The sequence below is a fragment of the Paraburkholderia sp. EG286A genome (assembly GCF_040965375.1).
Lineage (GTDB): Bacteria > Pseudomonadota > Gammaproteobacteria > Burkholderiales > Burkholderiaceae > Paraburkholderia.
On sequence record NZ_JBFRCB010000001.1, the window covers coordinates 852465 to 873751 of the forward strand.

The window sequence follows — 21287 nt, forward strand, 5'->3', positions numbered from 1 at the left end:
CCCGCTGCTTTTTTTCATGATCGGCTTAACATCGCGGGAAACGCCTGGTATTTCCCGCATGTTGCGCGATGATCGATTGTGGCGACAAATGGATGCTTCGACCGCTCGAAATCACGGCGGCAGACGAAGCATGACGACGAGGACCGACCCATGAACCGACTGAAGCGGCTGTCGCTGGCTTGCTGGGCCATCGTGCCGTGTCTCTCTCTGCTGCAGCCGGCGGCCGCCCAGGTCGCGCAGCCTACGCTCGAGAAGATCCGCTCGGCGAACATCATCGCCATTGGTTATCGCGAGACTTCGGTGCCGTTCTCCTACGTGATTGGCGACAACCAGGTGATCGGCTTTTCGCAGGACATCTGCGACAAGGTGATCGACGCCGTCAAGCTCAGGACGAAGCACCCGAACCTGCAGGTGCGTTTCATTCCCGTCACTTCGCAAAACCGCATTCCACTCGTGCAGAACGGCACCGTGGACCTGGAGTGCGGCGTCACGACGAACCTGAAGGCGCGCCAGGCCCAGGTGAGCTTCTCCAATACGTTCTTCGTCGCGACCACGCGCCTGCTCACGCGCAAGGACTCGGGCATTCACGACTTCGCCGATCTCGCGGGCAAGACCGTACTCACCAACCAGGGCACGACGTCCGAGCGCATCTTGCGGCGCATGAACATCGACAAGCAGATGAACATGCGCATCATCAGCGCGCGCGATTATGGCGAGGGGCGCGCCACGCTCGAGTCGGGCCGCGCAGTGGCCTACATGATGGACGACGTGCTGCTCGCCGGTACGCGCTCGCTCACGGCGAAGCCCACCGAATGGGTGATCGTGGGCACGCCGCAATCGTCGGAGGCCTATGCCTTCATGATGCGCAACGGCGACCCCGAGTTCCGGCAACTCGTGAACGACACGATGGCGGCGCTCATGAAGAGCGGCGAAATCAATGCGATGTACGCGAAGTGGTTCGAGAAGCCGGTGCCGCCCAAGGGCGTGAACTTCGCGTTTCCGATGAGCGAACAACTGCGCGCGCTCTATGCCGCGCCGAACGATCGCGCCTTCGACTGATTGCCGTGTGCACGTGCGAACCATGAGATGATCTCGTTCCTGACGCGGCGGACGGCGCGGGCGGCTCATGGGCGCGAGGGTTCACGCGTGCGTATGAGTCATGGCCGCCGATGCGCGCGATGAATCAATCAACGGGTAGACAGCGGAAAAAGCGGGAGCGGACATGCAAGAAGACGGCAGCACGGTGGTGATCGTTGGGGCTGGGCACGCGGGCGGCAACGCCGCGGCGCTGCTGCGGCAATACGGGTTCGGCGGCCGCGTCGTGCTGGTCGGCGAAGAACCGGTGCCCCCTTATCACCGGCCGCCGCTCAGCAAGGCCTATTTGAAGGGCGAGGCCGACATCGAGCGCCTGTGGCTCAAACCGCGCGCGTTCTACGACGAGCAGCGCATCGAGCTGAAGCTCGGCGCGAGCGCGCAGTCGCTCGACCGCGCGAGCCGCACGCTCTCGCTCGCCGACGGCAGCCCGCTGCAATACGACAAGCTGATTTTCGCCACTGGCTCGACGCCGCGCGCGTTGACGGTGCCGGGCCACGATCTCGCGGGCGTGATCGCGCTGCGCTCGCTCGCCGACGCCGATGTGCTGCGCGAGCGCGTGAAACCGGGCGAGAAGCTCGTGGTGATCGGCGCCGGTTATATCGGCCTCGAAGCGGCCGCGGCGGCGCGCCAGCTCGGCCACGAGGTCACCGTGCTCGAAGCCGCGCCGCGCGTGCTGGGCCGTGTGACGGGCGAGACCGTTTCCACGTTCTACGCGAACGAGCATCGCGCGCAGGGCGTGGAACTGCGCCTGAACGCGAAGATCGAGGCGCTCGTGGGCGAGGACGGCAAGCTCACCGGCGTGAAGCTCGCGGACGGCGAGATCGTACCCGCCACGCTCGCGCTGGTCGGCATCGGCATCCTGCCGAACGAGGCGCTCGCGAAAGCAGCGGGTATTACGTGCGCCAACGGCATTCAGGTGGACGACGACGCGCGCACGAGCGACCCGGACGTCTTTGCGATCGGCGATTGCGCGCACCGGCCGCTTGCGCACTATGGCCGCGCGGGGCGCCTGGAAAGCGTGCACAACGCCGTGGAGCAGGCGAAGCTCGCGGCCGCCGCGATCGTCGGCAAGCCGCGCCCCGCGTGCGACGCGCCGTGGTTCTGGTCCGATCAGTACGACCTAAAGCTGCAGACGGTGGGCCTGCTCGAAGGCCATGACCAGGCCATCGTGCGCGGCGACCCGGCCGCGCGGCGCTTCGCGGTGTACTACCTGAAGGACCGCGTGCTGCTCGCGGTCGACGCCGTCAATTCGATGCCCGATTTCCTGTGCGGCAAGAAGCTCGTGGGCAAGGGCGTGAAGCTCGACCTCGACGCGCTGCGCGATCCGGCCACCGACATGGGCAAATTCGCCGCGGCGGCGCTCGCCTGAGCGGCCAGTCGAACGATGAAGTCAGGGGGCGCGCGACGCCCCCGCTATTTTCGCGATCGGGAGACGCTGCGCGCCGGATCAACACGCTCCGCAGCCCGATCGCCCGCCGCCTCCCTGCGTCAATCCCTCTCCCGGCGCCCCAGCGCGGCGTCCAGTCCCGTGCTTCGCCCCGTGCTTCGCCCCGCGCTTCGCCCCGCGCTTCGCCCCGCGCTTCGCCCCGCGCTTCGCCCCGCGCTTCGCCCCGTGCTTTGACCCGCATTGTCACGAGTCTCGGCTAGAATGCGAACGCGGCGCCGCCCATGAGGCGGCTCAATTCGATCAACAAGCCGCGTCAACCGGTGTTCGCGCTCGTCCGAACGCCGCCACTCGAGGAGAGTGACGCAATGGAACAACGCTCCCGTTTTGGGGCGAGCCTGCTGCCGTACCTGCTCGTCGGCCCGCAGCTTGCGGTGACCGTGATCTTTTTCCTGTGGCCGGCCGGGGTGGCGCTGCTGCAGTCCACCCAGGCCCAGGACGCCTTCGGCACATCGTCGGTCTTCGTCGGCTTCGCCAACTTCACGCGGCTCCTGCGCGATCCGCTCTATCTGGCCTCGGTCCAGACGACGCTCGTGTTTACGGCGCTCGTCACGTTCGGCGGCCTCGCCATTTCGCTGCTGCTGGCAGCCATGGCGCACCATGTGACGCGCGGCAAGCGCTTTTATCAAACGTTTCTGATCTGGCCGTATGCGGTCGCGCCGGTCATTGCCGCCGTGTTGTGGGGTTTTCTGTTCAACCCGAGCATCGGCCTCGTGACCTTCGCGCTCGCACGCTTCGGCGTGACGTGGAATCACGCGCTCAACCCGGGGCAGGCCATGACGCTCGTTGTGATCGCATCGGTCTGGCAGCAGATCAGCTATAACTTCCTGTTCTTCTACGCGGGCCTGCAGTCGATTCCGCAATCGCTGTTCGAGGCGGCCGCCATTGACGGCGCGGGCCCCGTGCGGCGCTTCTTCGGCATTGCGTTCCCGCTGCTTTCGCCCACGAGCTTTTTTCTGCTCGTGGTGAACGTGGTCTACGCGCTCTTCGACACCTTCCCCGTGATCGATGCGGCAACCGGTGGCGGGCCCGGCCAGGCCACGCGCACGCTCGTCTACAAGATCTTCGACGAAGGCTTCCGGGGCCTCGACATCGGCAGTTCGGGCGCGCAGTCGGTCGTGCTGATGGTGATCGTGACGGCGCTCACGATCTTCCAGTTCCGCTTTATCGAACGACGGGTGCAGTACTGATGGTCGAGAATCGTAAGTACTTCAACCTGTTCTGCCACCTCATGCTGCTGCTCGGTGTGGCGGTGGTGGCCTTCCCCGTGTACGTGGCGTTTTGCGCTGCCACGATGAACGAGAAGGAAGTCTTCTCGGTGCCGCTCTCGCTCGTGCCGGGCACCCATCTGTTCGCGAACATGGCCACCGTGTGGAACGTGGGTACGGGCAGTGCGGCGAGCCCGTTCGGCGTGATGCTCATGAACAGCGTCATCACGGCGCTCGTGATTTCGGTGGGCAAGATCGCCATATCGATCATTTCGGCCTATGCGATCGTGTTCTTCCGCTTTCCGTTCCGGCGCCTCGCGTTCTGGCTGATCTTCGTGACGCTCATGCTGCCCGTGGAAGTGCGCATTTTCCCCACGGTGCAGGTCGCGGCCACGCTGCATCTCACGAACACGTACGCGGGTCTCACGCTGCCGCTGATCGCGTCGGCCACGGCCACGTTTCTGTTCCGCCAGTTCTTCCTCACGCTGCCCAACGAGTTGATCGAGGCCGCGCGGATCGACGGCGCGGGGCCGCTGCGTTTCTTCTGGGACGTGGTGCTGCCGCTTTCCAGAACGAACATCGCATCGCTGTTCGTCATCACGTTCATTTATGGCTGGAACCAGTATCTGTGGCCGATTCTCATGTCGAGCACGGCTTCGATGACGACCGCCGTGGTGGGCATCAAGAGCATGATTTCGAGTGGCGACGCGGCCACGCAATGGCATCTCGTGATGTGCGCGACGATGATCGCCATGCTGCCGCCGCTCGTGGTGGTGCTGGCCATGCAGCGCTGGTTCGTGCGCGGCCTCGTGGACGTGGAGAAATAAGCATGAAGGCAATTCGGGGGACGGCATGGCGGCATTGAGCATACGGGGCGTCACGAAGTCGTACGACGGCGCGCAGCAGGTGTTGCACGGCATCGACGTGCAGGTGGCGGACGGCGAATTCATGGTGCTCGTCGGCCCGTCGGGCTGCGGGAAGTCCACGCTGCTGCGCATGGTCGCGGGGCTGGAGACCATCACGTCGGGCGAGATCGCCATCGGCGAGAAAGTGGTCAACCGCGTGGAACCCAAGGATCGCGACATCGCCATGGTGTTCCAGAACTACGCGCTTTATCCGCACATGACGGTCGCGCGCAACATGGGCTACAGCCTCAAGCTGCAGGGGCTCGACCGCGCGACGATCGATTCACGCGTGGCGGCGGCCGCCGAAATCCTCGAACTGGGCGAGCTGCTCGAGCGCAAGCCGCGCGAGCTTTCGGGCGGCCAGCGCCAGCGCGTGGCGATGGGCCGCGCGATCGTGCGCGAGCCGTCGGTGTTCCTGTTCGACGAGCCGCTCTCGAACCTCGACGCGAAGCTGCGCGTGCAGATGCGCCTTGAAATCCAGCGTCTGCATGCGCGCCTGCGTACGACGAGCCTGTACGTCACGCACGACCAGATCGAGGCGATGACGCTCGCGCAGCGCGTGATGGTGCTCAACGGCGGGCGCGCGGAGCAGATCGGCACGCCCAGCGAAGTGTACGACCGGCCCGCTTCGATGTTCGTCGCGAGCTTCATCGGCTCGCCGGCCATGAACCTGCTGCGCGGGCGTGTGAGCGACGACGGCCGGCGCTTCGAAATCGCGGGCAACGGGCCGCATTTGCCGCTCGGCGATGCGCCGGCCTGGCTGCCGAAGGGCGCCGAATGCGTGCTGGGCGTGCGGCCCGAGCATATGCACGCGCGCGGCGCCAACGAACCGGTCACGCTCGAAGTCGAGACCTGTGAACTGCTCGGCGCGGATAACCTCGCGCACGGCCGCTGGGGCAGCGCGGATGTGGTGGTGCGCCTGCCGCACGAAACGCGGCCCACGCCCGGCGAGCGGCTGGCGGTGCACCTGCCGCCGGCGCGCCTGCATTTCTTCGATCCGGCTACCGGCAAGCGTTTGGGCTAGGCCGCGCCTGCCGATGCCGACACCGCGGCCTGCGCGCGAAAGCGGCGCTCGCCGCGGTCCCGATTGTCGTAAACTGTCGCATCGCGTGGGCGCAATGCCGCCTGCGCCATTCGTATCGGCAAGTGCCGGCGCATACCGGCGCGTACCGGCACCAAACACGAACAGGCGACATGGCCGCAATTCCTTTTCTCCGCTTCCTCGCCCCATCTGCCCAACCCGCGCGTAACCTGTGTCAGGCGCGCCGGAGCCTCGCTTGAGCGCGCGCGAACTGCCCACCGGGCTGATGCTCGTCCACGGCAATCAGCCCGAGCGCATGCGCGACCTGATCGTGAGCTGGATCGGCCAGAACCCGATCGCGCCGCTCGAAAAGGAAATGTTCCTCGTGCAGAGCAACGGCATCGCGCAGTGGCTCAAGCTCGCGTTTGCCGCCGATCCCGAGGAGGGCGGCTGCGGGATCGCGGCGGCGTTCGAAATGTCGCTGCCGTCGCGTTTCCTGTGGCAGGTGTATCGCGCCGTGCTCGGCAACGACGCCGTGCCCGCGGTCTCGCCGTTCGACAAGTCGCGCCTCGTCTGGCGTCTCATGCGTATGCTGCCGGCGCTGCTCGACGAGCCGGGCTATCAGCCGCTCAAGCGCTTCATGGCCAACGACGAGGACCAGCGCAAGTGCTTCCAGCTCGCGCAGCGCGTGGCGGATCTGCTCGACCAGTACCAGGTCTATCGCGCAGACTGGCTCGCAGCGTGGGCCGCGAACGAGGACGTGCTGATCGACGCGCGCAACGTGCGCACACCGTTGCCCGAGGAGGCGCGCTGGCAGGCGGCGCTCTGGCGCGCGCTGCTCGCGGACGTGGGCGCACAGGCGCAAGACGGCATCGGCCTGCGCGACACGGGGCGCGCCGCCGTGCACGAAGCGTTCATGGCGCGCGCGCAGTCATGGCAGGAGGGCGAGGCTCGGCCGAAAGGCTTGCCGCGCCGGCTCGTGGTGTTCGGCATTTCGAGCCTCGCGCGCCAGTCGGTGGAAGTCCTCGCGGCGCTCGCGCGCTGGAGCCAGGTGCTGATGTGCGTACACAACCCCTGCATGCACTACTGGGCCGACATCGTCGCCGACCAGGACCTGCTGCGCGCACGCCACGCGCGCCAGCGCCGCCGCGCGGGCGCACCGAACCAGCTCGACGAGGCGCAGCTGCATCTGCATTCGCAGCCGCTGCTCGCGGCCTGGGGCAAGCAGGGGCGCGACTTCATCGGCCTGCTCGACGAATACGATAGCGACGAAGCGCGCGAGACGTACACGCCGCATTTCACGCGCATCGGCCAGCGCATCGATCTGTTCGACGGCGAAGACGCGCTCACGCTGCTCTCGCAATTGCAGGACGACATTCGCGATCTGCGGCCGCTCGGCGAGACGCGCGAGCACTGGGAACCGGTCGATGCGCAGGAAGACGAATCGATTCGCTTTCACATCGCGCATAGTGCGCAGCGCGAAGTGGAGATCCTGCACGACCGCCTGCTCGCCGCATTTGCGGCGGACCCCACGCTGCGTCCGCGCGACGTGATCGTGATGGTGCCCGACATCGAGGTCTACGCGCCGCATATCCAGGCCGTGTTCGGCCTGCTCGACGGCAACGATCCGCGCAGCATTCCGTTCAGCGTGGCCGACCGCGCGCAGCGCGCGTTCGATCCGCTCATCGGCGCGCTGGAAATGCTGCTTGCGCTGCCGTACTCGCGCGTGACGGTGAGCGACGTGCTCGACCTGCTCGAAGTGCCGGCCGTGCGCGCGCGCTTCGGCATCGACGCCGAAGACGTGCCGACGCTGCGCAACTGGATCGACGGCGCGAATATCCGCTGGGGCCTGCATGCGGGCCAGCGCGCGAGCCTCGGGCTCCCCCAGGCCGACGAACTCAGCGCACCCAACAGCTGGGCGTTCGGTCTGCGCCGCATGCTGCTGGGCTACGCCGCGGGCGAGCGTGCGGGCGCATGGCGCGGCATCGAGCCGTACAGCGAAATCGGCGGGCTCGACGCCGCGTTGCTGGGCCCGCTCACGCGCCTCGTGGATGCGCTCGATCACGCATGGCGCACGCTGCGCGAACCGGCCACGGTGGAAGCGTGGTGCGAGCGTCTGCGCGCGTTGAAGGCGGCCTTTTTCGCGGCGCAGGACGAAGACGCCTACACGCTCGACCGCCTCGACGGCGCGCTCGAAACATGGCGCGAGGCCTGCGATGAAGCGGCGCTCACGCAGACCCTGCCGCTCGCCATCGTCGCGGAAAACTGGCTCGCGGCGCTCGAAGGCGGCGGCCTCTCGCAGCGCTTCTTCGCGGGCGCGGTGACTTTCGCCACACTCATGCCGATGCGGGCGATTCCGTTCCGGTGCGTGTGCCTGCTCGGCATGAACGACGGCGACTATCCGCGCAGCCGCACGCCGCTCGACTTCGACCTCATGCGCCGCGACTATCGTCCCGGCGACCGCTCGCGCCGCGAAGACGACCGCTATCTGTTTCTCGAAGCGCTGCTCTCGGCGCGCGACCATCTGCATGTGTCGTGGATCGGGCGCAGCGTGACCGACAACACGCCGCGCCCGCCTTCGGTGCTGGTCGGACAGTTGCGCGATCATCTGAAGGCCGGCTGGCGGCTCGAAGGCGACGAAGACAACGATGGCGAAGCGCTGCTCGACGCGTTGACCATCGAGCATCGCCTGCAGCCGTTCAGCCCGGACTATTTTCCGCCGCGGCCGGAAGAAGCGACGCTCTACACGTATGCGCACGAGTGGGGCAAGCCCGCCCAGATGCGGCCCGCGGCTGAAGCGAACGCCGAAGTCCTCGCGCCGACTGAACGCGACGAGCCGCTGTCGATTCGCGAACTCGGCGAGTTCCTGCGCGAGCCGGTTCGCAGCTTCTTCCGGCAGCGTCTGCGCGTGGCTTTCGAAAGCGAGGACGCGGCGAGCGAAAATCACGAACCCTTCGAGGTGGATGCCTTGCAGGCGTGGCAGCTCCAGGACCAACTGATCCGCGCACAGGTCCTGGCGATGGAGCGCGGCGAAGACGATCTCGAACCGGCCGCGCTGGCGCGCCTCGAGCGCATGCATCGCAGCGGCGACCTCGCGACCGGCGGCTTTGGCGAGGTGATCGGCGAAGAGCTGCTCGCGCCCATGCCCGAGTTGTTCGCCGAATATCGCAAGGCGCTCGCGCGCTGGCCCGAACCGCTCGAGCATCAATACGAAATTCGTCTCGATGCGACGCGGGAAGGCCGCATCGTCTCGCTCGACGACTGGCTCGACGATTTGCGCGCGGGCCCGGACGGCGCGCTCGGCCGTGTGATTCTGGAGCCGGGCACGCTCGTGAAGGACCACCGCTATCGCAGCGACCGTCTCGTGCCTTATTGGGTCGCGCACGTGGCCGCGCAGATCGCGGCCGGGCCGGTGACCACGGTGATCGTGAGCAAGGTGGGCGTGGTGGAGTTCGCGCCGCTCGACGCGCAGGTTGCGCGCGACTATCTGCTCGCGCTGCTGGCCGCATGGGACGACGGCGCGCGCCGGCCCTTGCCGCTCGCGGTGAAGACCGCGTTTGCATGGCTGCGCAAGTTGCCCGATCCATTCGACGGCACACGCGCGATGGTGCCAGCCGAAGCGTGGGAAGCCGCACACGTGGCCTACGAGGGCAATGCCCGCACGCCGGGCGAGTGCGAGACGAACGCGTATTTGCGCCGCGCTTTCCCCGATTTCGACGCGCTCGTTGCCCACGACGATTTCATCACGCTTGCCACGACGCTGCTGCTGCCGGTGAGCCGCGCGCCGCTCGCGTCGTCGCGTGCGAAGCGGGGCTCGAGCGAGGCAGGAGAGACGGCATGAATCCGCTCGGGAACATGGACGCACAAGTCCTGGAGCCGCTGCGCTTCCCGCTCTACGGCAGCCGCCTGATCGAAGCGAGCGCGGGCACCGGCAAGACCTTCACGATCGCGATGCTGTACGTGCGCCTCGTGCTGGGGCACGGCGCGCTCAACGCAGCAAGCGACGAAGCGGATTTCGATGACGAGACGCGCACGGCAGGCCGCGCGCTCACGCCGCCCGAAATTCTCGTCGTGACCTTCACCGACGCGGCCACGAAGGAACTGCGCGAGCGCATTCGCGCGCGCCTCATCGAAGCCGCCGAATGCTTCCGCGTCGAGCCCGAAGACGTGCCCGGGCGCGAGCCGGGAGAAGACCTGTTGCACGACCTGCGCGAGGACTACGCGCCGGAGCAGTGGCCCGCGTGCGCGCGCCGCCTGCAACTGGCGGCCGAATGGATGGACGAGGCCGCGGTCTCGACGATCCACGGCTGGTGCAACCGCATGCTGAGCGAGCACGCGTTCGACAGCGACAGCCTCTTCTCGCAGACGCTCGAAACCGACCAGACGGAATTGCGCGCCGAAGTCGTGCGCGACTACTGGCGCACCTTCATGGCGCCCCTCGACGCGGCTAGCGCCGCCGAAGTGAGGGCATGGTTCGCGAGTCCCGACGAATTGCACGACGCGATACGCGGGCTGCTCGCGCACGCCGATCTCTTGCCCGATGCATGCGACCCCGGCGCGGCGCTCGCAGACGCCCGCCAGCGCGCGCGCGACGAACTCGAAACGCTGAAGGCGCCGTGGCGCGTCTGGATCGACGAGGTCGAGGCCTTGCTCAACGCGGCGCGCGCCGCGAAACAGTTCGACGCCAGAAAGCTCAATTCGAAGCACAGCGAAACATGGATCGGCAAGCTGCGCGACTGGGCCAACGATCCCGAATCCGCGCATCCGGGCTTCGACGACAAGGCCGCCGCGTGGACGCGCCTCACGCCCGCCGGTCTGGCCGAGATCTGGGTGAAGGGCGAGCCGCCCGAGCATGCGGCCTTCGTGGCAATGGAAAGCTTGCGCGAGTCGCTGGCTGCGCCGCCCGAGGCGAAACAGGACCTGCTGTGTCACGCGGCGCGCTGGGTGGCGAAGCGCTTCGAGGAAGAAGAGGCGCGCCGTTCGCAAATGGGCTTCGACGATCTGCTCACGCGGCTGCGCGCGGCGCTGCTGCGCGAGAACGGCCCGCGTCTCGCGGAAATCATCCGCAAGCAGTATCCAGTCGCGCTGATCGACGAGTTTCAGGACACCGACCCGGTTCAGTACCAGATCTTCGATACGGTCTATCGCATCGCCGAACACGACGCCGAAACGGCCATCGTCCTGATCGGCGATCCGAAGCAGGCGATCTACGCGTTTCGCGGCGCGGACATCTACACCTACCTGCGTGCGCGCCGTGCCTGCGAAGGGCGGCTCTACACGCTCAAGAAGAATTTCCGCTCGACGCGCGCCATGGTCGAGGCGGTGAACCGCTGCTTCGAAGCGGCGGAATCGCGGCCCGAGGGTAGCGGTGCGTTTTTGTTTCGCAGCCCTGATGGACGCGAAAACGCGTTGCCGTTCGTGGCTGCCGATGCGCATGGGCGGCCCGAGAAGCTGGTTGCGGCCGGTGCGGCGCTGCCCGCACTCAACGTCTGGTGGATGCCGCCTCCCGCGGATGGCAAGCCGCTCAGCAAGGGCGCGTACCTCGCGGGCATGGCGGGCAGCTGCGCGACCGAGATGGTGCGCCTGCTCAATCTCGGCCAGGAGCAGGCAGCGGGTTTCTCGGGCGAACGCGGCATGCGGCCGTTGCAGCCCGCCGACATGGCGGTGCTCGTCAACAACCGCAGCGAGGCGCAGGCGATACGCGAAGCGCTGGCCGCACGTGGCGTGCGCAGCGTCTATCTCTCGGATCGCGACTCGGTGTACCAGACGCCGCAGGCCGAGGAACTGCGCTTCTGGCTCGCGGCCTGTGCCGAGCCCGACGACGGCCGCCTCGTGCGCACGGCGCTCGCCACGCCCACGCTCGGGCTCGCATGGTCCGAACTCGACCGGCTCGGGCACGACGAGATCGCGTGGGAGTCGCGCGTGCTGCAGTTTCGCGAGTACCGCGAATGCTGGCGCCGGAAGGGCGTGCTGCCGATGTTGCGCCGCTTGTTCAACGACTTTCACGTGCCGCAGCGCCTGCTTGGCGAGGCGGCTGGCGCAGGGCTCAATGGCGAGCGCGCGCTCACCAACCTGCTGCATCTCGCCGAACTGCTGCAACAGGCGAGCACGCAGCTCGACGGCGAGCACGCGCTGATCCGCTATCTCGACGAGCAGCGCGAAGACGAAAGCGCGGGCGGCGGGGGCGACGCGCGCCAGTTGCGTCTGGAAAGCGATGCGGGACTCGTGCAGGTGGTCACGATCCACAAGTCGAAGGGCCTCGAATATCCGCTCGTGTTTTTGCCGTTCGCGTGCGCGCACCGCGCCGTCAAGCCCGACGACGTGCCGTTCAAGTGGCACGACGACGAAGGCGAATTGCGCGTCACGCTCGAGGCCGACGCGCGCGTGCTGCGTCAGGCCGATCGCGAGCGCCTCGGCGAAGATCTGCGCAAGCTCTACGTCGCACTGACGCGCGCGCGTTACGCGACGTGGGTCGGCTATGGACCGGTGCAGGGCGTCGAGGCGAGCGCGTTCGGGTATCTGGTGGGCGGCGGCGCGGCCATTCCTGCTCAGGAAACCGAAGCATGGCTCGACACGTTGCGGGGCCCGTGCACGGACATCGTCGTCGCGCCTGCGCCCCACGCGCGCCGCGACGTGCTCGCGTTGCGCGACACCGGCGCCGTGCGCGGCGAGGCGCGCACGCTCGCGCATCGCGAGCGCGAACGCTGGTGGATCGCGAGCTATTCGAGCCTGAAGACGCTCGAAACGTCGATCGGTTCGGGCGTGCCCCTCGAAGCGGACGATGCGCGCAGCGCGCCCGACACGCGCAGCGAGGACGTGTTCCTCGAACTGCTCGAGGCGAGCGTGCCGCCCGAGGACGACGAAGCCTTCGCCAGCGCGGGCCAGACGCTCGTCGCACCCGCGCTTGCGCCGATGCACGGGTTCGAGCGCGGCGCGGACGCGGGCACCTTCCTGCACGAACTGATGGAATGGGCCGCCAACGAAGGCTTCGCCGAAATCGCACAGGACGAAACGCGCGTGCGCGACATGGTCGCGCGCCGCTGCAGCGTGCGCGGCTGGTCGCACTGGATCGAGACGCTCACGGCGTGGATGCTGGAACTCGTGCGCACGCCGCTGCGTCTGCCGGACATCGAAGGCGAGCGCGTGGCGCCCGTGGCGTTCGCGGCGTTCGAACCCGGTGCGTATATGGCCGAACTGGAATTTTGGGTCACGGCGCATGCCGTCGATACGCTCGCAATCGACGCGCTCGTCACCGCATTCACGCTGGACGGCGAGGCGCGTCCCGCACTCGACGCCGCCACGCTCAACGGCATGCTCAAGGGCTTCATGGATCTCGTGTTCGAACACGAAGGCCGCTATTACGTGGCCGACTACAAGTCGAACTGGCTCGGGCCTGACGATGCGTCGTACACGAGCGCGAAGATGCGCGCGCAGATCCTGCATTCGCGCTACGAACTGCAATACGTGCTCTATCTGTTCGCGCTGCACCGGCTGCTCAAGTCGCGCCTGCCCGATTACGACTACGACCGCCACGTGGGCGGCGCCGTGTATCTGTTCCTGCGCGGCGGCCGCGCGCCGGGGCAGGGGCTGCATTGCGAGCGGCCGCCGCGCGAGCTGATCGAACGACTCGACGCGCTGTTCGCGCGTCGCAACGCGCTGGAGGATGTGGCATGACGAGGCGCCGCACGAAAGGGCAGGACGGCCTCACCGGCGATCTGTTCGAGCATCTGGAGATGCCGGAAGCCGCGCCGGAACCGAGGCCAGTGGCCGCACGCGAAACGGCCGGGCAAATGCTCGGCGTGCTCGACAATTGGGTCGAGCGCGGCTGGCTCCGTACGCTCGATGCCGCCTTCGCACGCTTCTTGTGGACGGAAGCGCCGCACAGTCCGCCGTTGTTGCTGCTGGCGGCTGCGCTTGCGAGCCATCAGCTTGGGCGCGGTCATGTGTGTCTCGACCTGAAGGCCACGCTGGAGGATCCGGCGTTCGCGCTGTCCCTGCCGCCCGACGGGCCGCAAATGCTGGCCGCGGTGCCGGCGCAGCCGCCTGCCGAAGTGCTCGCGGGCGTGACACTCGCGCAGTGGCGCGCGGCGCTCGCGGTGCCCGATCTCGTGAGCGAGGAGACAGCGGTTGCCGACGTGGCGCAAGGCAATGCGCCGCTCGTGCTGGCGGGCACACGGCTCTATTTGCGGCGCTACTGGCAATACGAGCAGGACGTGCGGGAGGGCATCGAGCGCCGCCTCACACGCGCTTCGCAGCTCGAAGCCGCGTTGCCGCTCGATATCGCGCGCGCGGCGCTCGATGCGCTGTTTGCGCCACGCGCCGGTCAAGTTGCGCGCGCCGCCGACTGGCAGAAGCTCGCCTGCGCGCTCGCCGCGCGCAGCGCGTTCAGCATCGTCACGGGCGGGCCGGGCACGGGCAAGACGACGACGGTCGTGAGATTGTTGGCACTCCTGCAGACACTCGCGCTCGGCCGTGCGGAGCAGGGAGCGCGTGCCGCGCGGCCGTTGCGGATCCGGCTTGCCGCGCCCACCGGCAAGGCCGCGGCGCGTTTGAACGAATCGATCGCGGGCGCGGTGGAGCGGCTGCCTTTCGACGCGCTGCAGGCGCACGTCGACGCCGTGGCGCTGCGCAACGCGATTCCGACCGTCGTGACCACGCTGCATCGCGTGCTCGGCACGCGGCCCGGCAGCCGGCGCTTCAGGCACGACGCCGCGAATCCGCTGCCCGTGGACGTGCTCGTGATCGACGAGGCCTCGATGGTCGACCTCGAGATGATGGCCGCCGTGCTCGACGCGCTGCCGCCCTCCGCGCGGCTCATCCTGCTTGGCGACAAGGACCAGCTCGCTTCGGTCGAGGCCGGGGCGGTGCTGGGCGAATTGTGCGACCGCGCGCGCGAAGGGCACTACACGCAGGCGTCGCGGGCGTGGCTCGAAGCGGCCACGGGCGAGCGCATCGACGCGGCCATGCTCGACGCGCACGGCCTGCCGCTCGACCAGGCCATCGCGATGCTGCGCGAGAGCCATCGTTTCGCATCGGAGAGCGGCATCGGCGCGCTGGCCGAGCTCGTCAACCTGGGCGATGCGGTGGGAGTCGCGAAGGTCTGGTCGCGCGGTTATGAGGATCTCGCGCGCCTCGTGTGTCCCGCCGATGATGACGGCCCGTTGCGCTGGCTGATCGTCGATGGCCGCGTGGGCGAACACGGCGCCGCGCACGCGCAGCGCCAGGGCTACCGCCACTACCTCGAAACGATGCGCACGACCCGGCCCGAGCCCGGCGCGACGCCCGAGGCGCTTGCCGGCTGGGCCGCTGGCGTGCTCAAGGCGCATGGCGCGTTTCAGCTGCTGTGCGCGCTGCGGCGCGGTCCGTGGGGCGTCGAAGGCCTGAACCGCCGCGTGGCGCGTCTGCTGCACGAAGAAGGACTGATCGACCCGCACGGCGACTGGTACGCGGGCCGGCCCGTGCTCGTCATGCACAACGACTACGAGCTCGGGCTCATGAACGGCGATATCGGCATCGCGCTGGAACTGCCCGTTGCGGCGGGCGAGCCGCCCGTGTTGCGCGTCGCGTTCCCGGCCGGCGACGGCTCGGGCGGCGTGAAGTGGGTCTCGCCGAGCCGGCTGCAGGGCGTGGAGACGGTGTTCGCGCTCACCGTCCACAAATCGCAGGGCTCGGAGTTCACCCACGCCGCGCTCGTGCTGCCCGATACGTACAGCCCCATCCTCACGCGCGAACTCGTCTACACCGGCATTACGCGCGCGCGTTCGTTCCTCACGCTCGCGGTGCCCGAGGGGCGTTCCGTGCTCGATCGCGCGGTGCTCGCCAAGGTGCAGCGCGCCAGCGGCCTCATGGCGGGACTCGCGCGCGACGCTCAGGCTGCGTGAACCTGCGTGAGAGGCGGGCAAAAAACCGAGGGCCGCTCATGGCGGCCCTCGACTCATGCTGATGCGGCTCGCGGCTTAGACGATCGTGAGCGTCACGTCGATGTTGCCGCGCGTGGCGTTCGAGTACGGGCACACGATGTGTGCCTTGTCGACGAGCGCCTGGGCAGCCGCGCGATCCATGCCGGGCAGCGAAATCTTCAGTTCGACTTCAATGCCGAAGCCATTCGGAATCTGGCCGATGCCGACATTGCCGGTGATCGAGACATCGGCGGGCAGGGCAATCTTGTCGCGCGCCGAGACGAACTTCATCGCGCCGATGAAGCACGCGCTGTAGCCCGCGGCGAACAGCTGCTCGGGGTTCGTGCCGTCGCCGCCCGCGCCGCCGAGTTCGCGCGGCGTGGTGAGCTTGAGATCCAGGTTGCTGGCGGGAACGACGGCGCGGCCATCGCGGCCGCCGGTGACGTTGGCTTCGGCGCGGTAGAGGACTTTTTCGATCGACATGACAGGCTCCTTTGAGCAAAGACGGTTCGTTGAAGGTACGGCGGAGTACGGCATTCAATTTAGTGGTGCAAGGCGACAGCCATGTGCACCAGGGTCCAGCAGAAGAGCAGCGCTTGCGAATTTCCGGTCGTCAACTTCTGCATTCTATCTATTACCAGATAGATTTCCGGCCGTCGAAACACGTTCATGATGCTCCTCTTTCTAGCTATCTATCAGAAGATAGAATTCGCGACCCAATAAAAGGGCGATGAGCCGCCCCGTATTACAGGCCAGAGTACGTTACTGAGCCACGCGCCACATGGCTTCGACATCTTCGAGGCGCGACTTCGTGTGGAACAGCCGGCTCGCCAGGACGCTGCCCTGCAAGGCCGCGAACAACGTACGGGCCGAGCTTTCCGGCTTGCCCCGCACGACCAGCGTGCCTTCTTTCGCGCCTTGGGCCAGCACCTCGGCCAGCCAGCTTTCGTTGGCGCGGAAGAACGCCTGCACGGCGTGACGCACGGTTTCCGGCAGCGACTCGATGTCGGCGGCGAGCATGCCGCACAGACAAATCTGGTTGCCGTCGCCCAGCGTCTTGCCGAACAGCCGCGTGTACGTAGCGAGCTTTTCGCGCGCCGGCAGCGCCGCGTCGATCGACTGCAATCCCGCCATCACTTCGCCGCTGTACTGGCTCACCGCTTCGAGCACCAGGTCGTCTTTCGACGGGAAGTAATAGTGGATGCTCGACGTTTTCACGCCCACCAGCTCTGACAGGTCGCGGTAGCTGAACCCGTTGTAGCCGCGCAGCATCATGAGGGTGATGGCGTGGTCGAGAACTTGCTCCCGCACTGTCAGCTTCGTGTTCATGGGCTCTAATATATCTACTGGAAGATAGATTGTCAAGCGCCTCACGAAATAAATTCCGGTGCGCCGGGCGCGACCTGCTGGCCGCGTCCGGCGGGGCGACGTCAGATCCCGCGATGCCCGGCGCTGAAAATCAGGCGCAGACCCAGCGCCCCGATCGCGCCGGCCGCAATGCGGTCGATCCAGCTCTTGGCGCGCAGATAGAGATCGCGCGGACGCTGGCTCGAAAAGCACAGCGCGACGACCGTGTACCAGCCGGTTTCGATCGCGAAGACGAGCGGCGGCAGCGCGAAGTAGCACCACAGCGGCGGGTTATGCGGCAGCAGCGCGACGAAGATGCCGCCGTAGGCAATGGCCGTTTTCGGGTTGCTCAACTGGGTGGTGAGGCCGCTCCAGTACGACTTGCCGGGGCGCTCGTCCGGTGTGGCCGTTCTGCTCACCGTGACGGGCGAGCCCGCGCCGCGCCAGATGCGCGAAGCGATGTAGAGCAGATAGACGCCGCCCGCGATCTTGAGCGCGGCGTACAGCCAGGCCACGGTGGCGAGCAGCGTGTAGAGCCCGGCGAGCGCGATGCCCGCGAAGCAGATCGCACCCGTGCCCATGCCGAGCGCGGTGGCGACGCCGTCGCGGCGCGAGAGACCGATCGAGTTGCGCGCGACGAGCACGAAGCTCGGGCCGGGACTCATGGCCCCGAGTAGAACAGCGAGGAGAATGCTGGCAACGGCGGCGAGGGGTGACATGCTGGCGGCTCCATGCGGGAGGGAATCCCGCACACTAACATGCGCGCGGAGGCGCCGCGTGGATTCCCCACTGGCGCCGCGGGATCGTGCCCGCCGCCTGAATAGTGCTTAGTTATCTTGAGCGATTGGGCTTGTCGCGCTCGCGATTCCAGTGGCGCAACAGCACACGCGTCTGTTCCGCGATGCTCACCTTCAGAAAATCGGCCTTTGCCCTGTCGATGTCGTCCCAGCCGAGCATCGTGAGCGTGGAGCGGCGCGCGATGAAGAACAGCAGAAACTGCCCATACAGGCTGAACATGCGCACCACGGTGAGCGGATCGTCGGCCGGCATGCCGGTAATGCGTTCGAGCAGTTCCACGTTGATGGTGTTCAGCGGCGAGCGCACACGCTCACGCAGGATTTCCGAGCCGATCTCCGGTTCGCCGCCGCCCTGTTCGCGCGCGAAGAACAGGCGCTGGTCCGGCCCGTGTTGCTTGACGAAGGAACGGTCGGCCACGGCCGACTGGATGTCGAGGAAGGCGTCGATCAGCGCTTCAGTGTCCGCATTGCGCTCGAGCGCTTCGCGCGCGCGCTGCACGGCCGGCTCGAACGACTGCCACGATTCGTCGGCGATCGACTCCGCGCAGGCGCGGTAGAGGCCTTCCTTGTTCTCGAAGTAATACTGCAGCGCCGGTGCATTCACGCCCGCGCGCGCGGCGATGTCGCGCGTGGAGGCGCCGTCGAAGCCGTGCTGCCCGAACAGGCTGATGGCCGCCTCGATGATCTTGCGACGTGTCTCGTCGCCACGCGCATAGCCTCCTTCGGGCGAACGTCGCAGTTTCTTACCTTCGCTCATGCATTTCCTTTCGTATCCCTGCGAAATATAACACTTGACACAATTTTTCCAGGTGGAATAATTTTGCCGACTGGAATAAATTGAGAATCAACAACATGTCTACGACTGCAGGCGCGCCCGGACGCGACGTGCCGGACGCCGCCGCTGCACCTGCGCGCAGTGGCGCGAAACGAACCCTTCTGATCCTGCTGGGACTGGCGGCGCTCGTCGCCGCGGCGGTGTGGCTGGGCCACTGGTGGGTCGTCGGGCGCTTCATCGAATCCACGGACGACGCCTATCTGCAGGCCGACAGCGTGACGATCGCCCCGAAGGTGAGCGGCTATGTGACGGACGTCTACGTGGCCGATAACCAGGCCGTGAAGGCGGGCGACCCGCTCGTAAAGCTCGACGCGCGCCAGTATCAGGTGGCGCTCGACCAGGCGCAGGCCACCGTCGATGCGCGCACGGCGGACATCGAGCATGCGCAGGCGCAGATCGAGCAGCAGAAGGCGAACGTCGCTCAGGCACAGGCGCAGCAGGAAGTCGCCCAGGTGAGCCTGCGCCACGCGAACGACGAAGTGGCGCGCTACGCGCCGCTCGCGGCCACGGGTGCGGAAACGACCGAACGGCTCGCCGAACTCAAGAGCGAACGCGACAAGGCGCAGGCCACGCTCGCCGCCGACGCAGCCGCCGTCACGTCCGCACGCTCGCAGATCTCGGCGCTGAACGCCCAGCTCTCACAGGCGCGCGCGCAGCTCGAGGCAGCGCGTGCGAACGCCGCGCAGTCGCAACTCGACCTCGACAACACCGTGGTGAAGAGCGCGCTGGCGGGCCGCGTGGGCGACCGTAGCGTGCGCGTGGGCCAGTACGTGCAGCCGGGCACGCGCATGCTGACCGTCGTGCCGGTGCAGCGCACCTACCTCACGGCGAACTTCAAGGAAACGCAGATCGGCCGGATGCGCGCGGGCCAGCCCGTGGAGCTGCACGTCGACGCGCTGCCCGGCCACACGCTGCACGGCGTGGTGGACAGCTTCTCGCCGGGTACGGGCGCGCAGTTCGCGCTCTTGCCGCCTGAGAACGCCACCGGCAACTTCACGAAGATCGTGCAGCGTGTGCCGGTACGCATCCGCCTCGAAACCGGGCCGGAAACGCGCAGCGTGCTGCTGCCGGGCATGTCGGTTACCGTCGATGTCGACACGCGCTCCGCGCGTGAGGACGACCGCCGTATCGACCAAGAGAACCACCGTGGCTAATACGGCTCGCGCAGCGGTGCCGCATCCGCATGGCGAGCGCGCGAGCGCGGCCGACTGGATCGCCGTCGCGGCGGGTGCGCTGGGCGCATTGATGGCCACGCTCGACATTTCCATCACGAACTCGGCGCTGCCGCAGATCCAGGGGCAGATTGGCGCGACGGGCACCGAGGGCACGTGGATCTCCACGGGCTACCTGATGTCCGAGATCGTGATGATTCCGCTCGCCGCGTGGCTCACGCGGGTGTTCGGACTGCGAAATTTCCTGCTCGCGAACTCGGCGCTCTTCATCGCCTTTTCGATGATGTGCGGCTGGTCGACCACGCTCGGCATGATGATCGCCGGGCGCATCGGCCAGGGCTTCACGGGCGGCGCGATGATCCCGACCGGGCAGACCATCATCCGCACGCGCCTGCCGCTTTCGCAGCTGCCCGTGGGCATGACGGTGTTCGGCCTGATCGTGCTGCTCGGCCCGCTGCTCGGGCCCGTGGTGGGCGGCTGGCTCGCGGAGAACATCAGCTGGAGCTGGTGCTTCTTCATCAATCTGCCCGTGTGTCTCGCGCTCATCACGCTGCTTCTCGTCGGCCTCGAACCCGACCGGCCGCACTGGGAAGCCTTTCTCAAGGCGGACTGGCTCGGCATTACCGGGCTGGCAGTGGGCCTGAGTTCGCTGACCGTCGTGCTCGAAGAGGGCCAGCGCGAACGCTGGTTCGAGTCGAGCTTCATCGTCACGCTCACGTGGGTCTCGCTCGCGGGCATGGTGCTCATCGCGCTTTCGCAGTTCACCGCGAAAAAGCCGATTCTGCGCCTGTCGCTCATGCGCAATCCGCGCTACGCGAGCGTCATCATCATCGTATTCGCGGTGGGCGCGGGGCTTTACGGCATTTCGTACCTGCTGCCGCAGTTTCTGAGCCTCGTTGCCGGCTACAACGCGCAGCAGTCCGGCGCGATCATGCTGCTTTCGGGCGTGCCCGCGTTCCTCGTGATGCCGATTCTGCCGCGCCTGCTGGGCAAGGTGGACTTTCGCATCCTGGTGGTGTCCGGGCTGCTGCTCTTCACGCTGAGCTGCATGCTCGACATTTCGCTCACCGCGCAGAGCGTCGGTCACGATTTCGTCTGGTCGCAGCTCGTGCGCGGCGTGGCGCAAATGCTCGCGATGATGCCGCTGAACCAGGCCTCGATGGCGGCGGTGTCGCGCGAAGATTCCGGCGACGCGGCCGGGCTCTACAACATGGCGCGCAATCTGGGTGGCTCGGTGGGGCTTGCGATCATCGGCACGCTCATCGACCGGCGCGAAACCTTCCATACGGCCGTGCTGCGCGAATCGCTCAGCGCCAATTCGGTCATCGGCCAGGAGCGCGTGGCCGCGAGCGCGGCCAGCTGGTTCACGCAGACCGGCGACATGGCGCACTCGCAACTGCAGGCGCTCGGCCAGATCGCGGCGCAGATCACGCAGCAATCGATGGTCATCACGTACTCCGAAACATTCTGGGTGCTCGGCATCGCCCTGGCGGCGTGCGTGCCGCTCGCGCTCCTGCTCAAGAAGCCGCAGCCTGGCGCACAGGCGCCGTCCGGCGGCCACTGA

14 protein-coding genes are annotated in these 21287 nt (G+C 67.3%); 10 read left to right on the plus strand and 4 right to left on the minus strand.

Translation table 11 applies throughout. The annotated features are described in order from the left end of the window. Positions 1-150: 150 nt before the first annotated feature. From AB4Y35_RS03820 to recD, 8 genes are all read left to right on the plus strand, one after another. The gene (locus AB4Y35_RS03820; protein ID WP_368703375.1) at positions 151-1059 is read left to right on the plus strand and encodes a glutamate/aspartate ABC transporter substrate-binding protein; all 909 of its coding nucleotides are present in this window, start codon (positions 151-153) and stop codon (positions 1057-1059) included. A gap of 163 nt (positions 1060-1222) precedes the next feature. Continuing rightward, complete coding sequence (locus AB4Y35_RS03825) at positions 1223-2464, plus strand: NAD(P)/FAD-dependent oxidoreductase (RefSeq protein ID WP_368703376.1); 1242 nt, start codon at positions 1223-1225, stop codon at positions 2462-2464. A 383-nt stretch (positions 2465-2847) separates the two neighbouring features. Further along, entirely contained in the window at positions 2848-3729 is an 882-nt protein-coding gene (gene ugpA, locus AB4Y35_RS03830) for a sn-glycerol-3-phosphate ABC transporter permease UgpA (RefSeq protein ID WP_133180179.1), read from the plus strand. Then, complete coding sequence (gene ugpE / locus AB4Y35_RS03835; protein WP_368688261.1) at positions 3729-4574, plus strand: sn-glycerol-3-phosphate ABC transporter permease UgpE; 846 nt, start codon at positions 3729-3731, stop codon at positions 4572-4574. The genes ugpA and ugpE overlap by 1 nt, the downstream gene beginning before the upstream one ends. 25 nt (positions 4575-4599) lie before the next feature. Next, the gene (locus AB4Y35_RS03840; RefSeq protein WP_368703377.1) at positions 4600-5676 is read left to right on the plus strand and encodes a sn-glycerol-3-phosphate import ATP-binding protein UgpC; all 1077 of its coding nucleotides are present in this window, start codon (positions 4600-4602) and stop codon (positions 5674-5676) included. Between the two features lie 253 nt (positions 5677-5929). After that, positions 5930-9514 carry an exodeoxyribonuclease V subunit gamma gene (gene recC / locus AB4Y35_RS03845; RefSeq protein ID WP_368703378.1) on the plus strand — a complete coding sequence of 1195 codons (3585 nt, stop codon included), beginning with the start codon at positions 5930-5932 and terminating at the stop codon, positions 9512-9514. After that, positions 9511-13347, plus strand: a complete 3837-nt coding sequence (recB, locus tag AB4Y35_RS03850) for an exodeoxyribonuclease V subunit beta (RefSeq protein WP_368703379.1) — start codon at positions 9511-9513, stop codon at positions 13345-13347. The genes recC and recB overlap by 4 nt, the downstream gene beginning before the upstream one ends. Continuing rightward, positions 13344-15554 carry an exodeoxyribonuclease V subunit alpha gene (recD, locus tag AB4Y35_RS03855; protein WP_368703380.1) on the plus strand — a complete coding sequence of 737 codons (2211 nt, stop codon included), beginning with the start codon at positions 13344-13346 and terminating at the stop codon, positions 15552-15554. Before recB ends, recD begins: the two co-directional genes overlap by 4 nt. Positions 15555-15629: 75 nt before the next feature. On the opposite strand, the gene AB4Y35_RS03860 is transcribed toward recD, so the two are convergent. The 4 genes from AB4Y35_RS03860 to AB4Y35_RS03875 all read right to left on the minus strand — a co-directional run bounded on the left by AB4Y35_RS03860 (position 15630) and on the right by AB4Y35_RS03875 (position 18473). Continuing rightward, positions 15630-16055 (minus strand): organic hydroperoxide resistance protein, encoded by a 426-nt coding sequence (locus tag AB4Y35_RS03860; protein ID WP_324157093.1) that lies wholly within the window; start codon positions 16053-16055, stop codon positions 15630-15632. A gap of 279 nt (positions 16056-16334) precedes the next feature. Continuing rightward, positions 16335-16901, minus strand: coding sequence for a TetR/AcrR family transcriptional regulator (locus AB4Y35_RS03865; RefSeq protein WP_069266028.1), 567 nt, complete (start codon positions 16899-16901; stop codon positions 16335-16337). A gap of 101 nt (positions 16902-17002) precedes the next feature. After that, complete coding sequence (locus tag AB4Y35_RS03870) at positions 17003-17638, minus strand: LysE family transporter (protein WP_342918724.1); 636 nt, start codon at positions 17636-17638, stop codon at positions 17003-17005. 112 nt (positions 17639-17750) lie between these two features. Continuing rightward, entirely contained in the window at positions 17751-18473 is a 723-nt protein-coding gene (locus AB4Y35_RS03875) for a CerR family C-terminal domain-containing protein (protein ID WP_368693146.1), read from the minus strand. Between the two features lie 95 nt (positions 18474-18568). On the opposite strand from AB4Y35_RS03875, the gene AB4Y35_RS03880 reads away from it, so the two are divergent. Further along, positions 18569-19705, plus strand: a complete 1137-nt coding sequence (locus AB4Y35_RS03880) for an HlyD family secretion protein (protein WP_368703381.1) — start codon at positions 18569-18571, stop codon at positions 19703-19705. Next, entirely contained in the window at positions 19641-21287 is a 1647-nt protein-coding gene (locus AB4Y35_RS03885; RefSeq protein WP_368703382.1) for an MDR family MFS transporter, read from the plus strand. The genes AB4Y35_RS03880 and AB4Y35_RS03885 overlap by 65 nt, the downstream gene beginning before the upstream one ends.

Coding starts and splice junctions, on each gene's coding strand:
- AB4Y35_RS03820 (WP_368703375.1), top strand. CDS start 151: ATGAACCGACTGAAGCGGCTGTCGCTGGCTTGCTGGGCCATCGTGCCG.
- AB4Y35_RS03825 (WP_368703376.1), top strand. CDS start 1,223: ATGCAAGAAGACGGCAGCACGGTGGTGATCGTTGGGGCTGGGCACGCG.
- ugpA (WP_133180179.1), top strand. CDS start 2,848: ATGGAACAACGCTCCCGTTTTGGGGCGAGCCTGCTGCCGTACCTGCTC.
- ugpE (WP_368688261.1), top strand. CDS start 3,729: ATGGTCGAGAATCGTAAGTACTTCAACCTGTTCTGCCACCTCATGCTG.
- AB4Y35_RS03840 (WP_368703377.1), top strand. CDS start 4,600: ATGGCGGCATTGAGCATACGGGGCGTCACGAAGTCGTACGACGGCGCG.
- recB (WP_368703379.1), top strand. CDS start 9,511: ATGAATCCGCTCGGGAACATGGACGCACAAGTCCTGGAGCCGCTGCGC.
- recD (WP_368703380.1), top strand. CDS start 13,344: ATGACGAGGCGCCGCACGAAAGGGCAGGACGGCCTCACCGGCGATCTG.
- AB4Y35_RS03860 (WP_324157093.1), bottom strand. CDS start 16,055: ATGTCGATCGAAAAAGTCCTCTACCGCGCCGAAGCCAACGTCACCGGC.
- AB4Y35_RS03865 (WP_069266028.1), bottom strand. CDS start 16,901: ATGAACACGAAGCTGACAGTGCGGGAGCAAGTTCTCGACCACGCCATC.
- AB4Y35_RS03870 (WP_342918724.1), bottom strand. CDS start 17,638: ATGTCACCCCTCGCCGCCGTTGCCAGCATTCTCCTCGCTGTTCTACTC.
- AB4Y35_RS03875 (WP_368693146.1), bottom strand. CDS start 18,473: ATGAGCGAAGGTAAGAAACTGCGACGTTCGCCCGAAGGAGGCTATGCG.
- AB4Y35_RS03880 (WP_368703381.1), top strand. CDS start 18,569: ATGTCTACGACTGCAGGCGCGCCCGGACGCGACGTGCCGGACGCCGCC.
- AB4Y35_RS03885 (WP_368703382.1), top strand. CDS start 19,641: ATGTCGACACGCGCTCCGCGCGTGAGGACGACCGCCGTATCGACCAAG.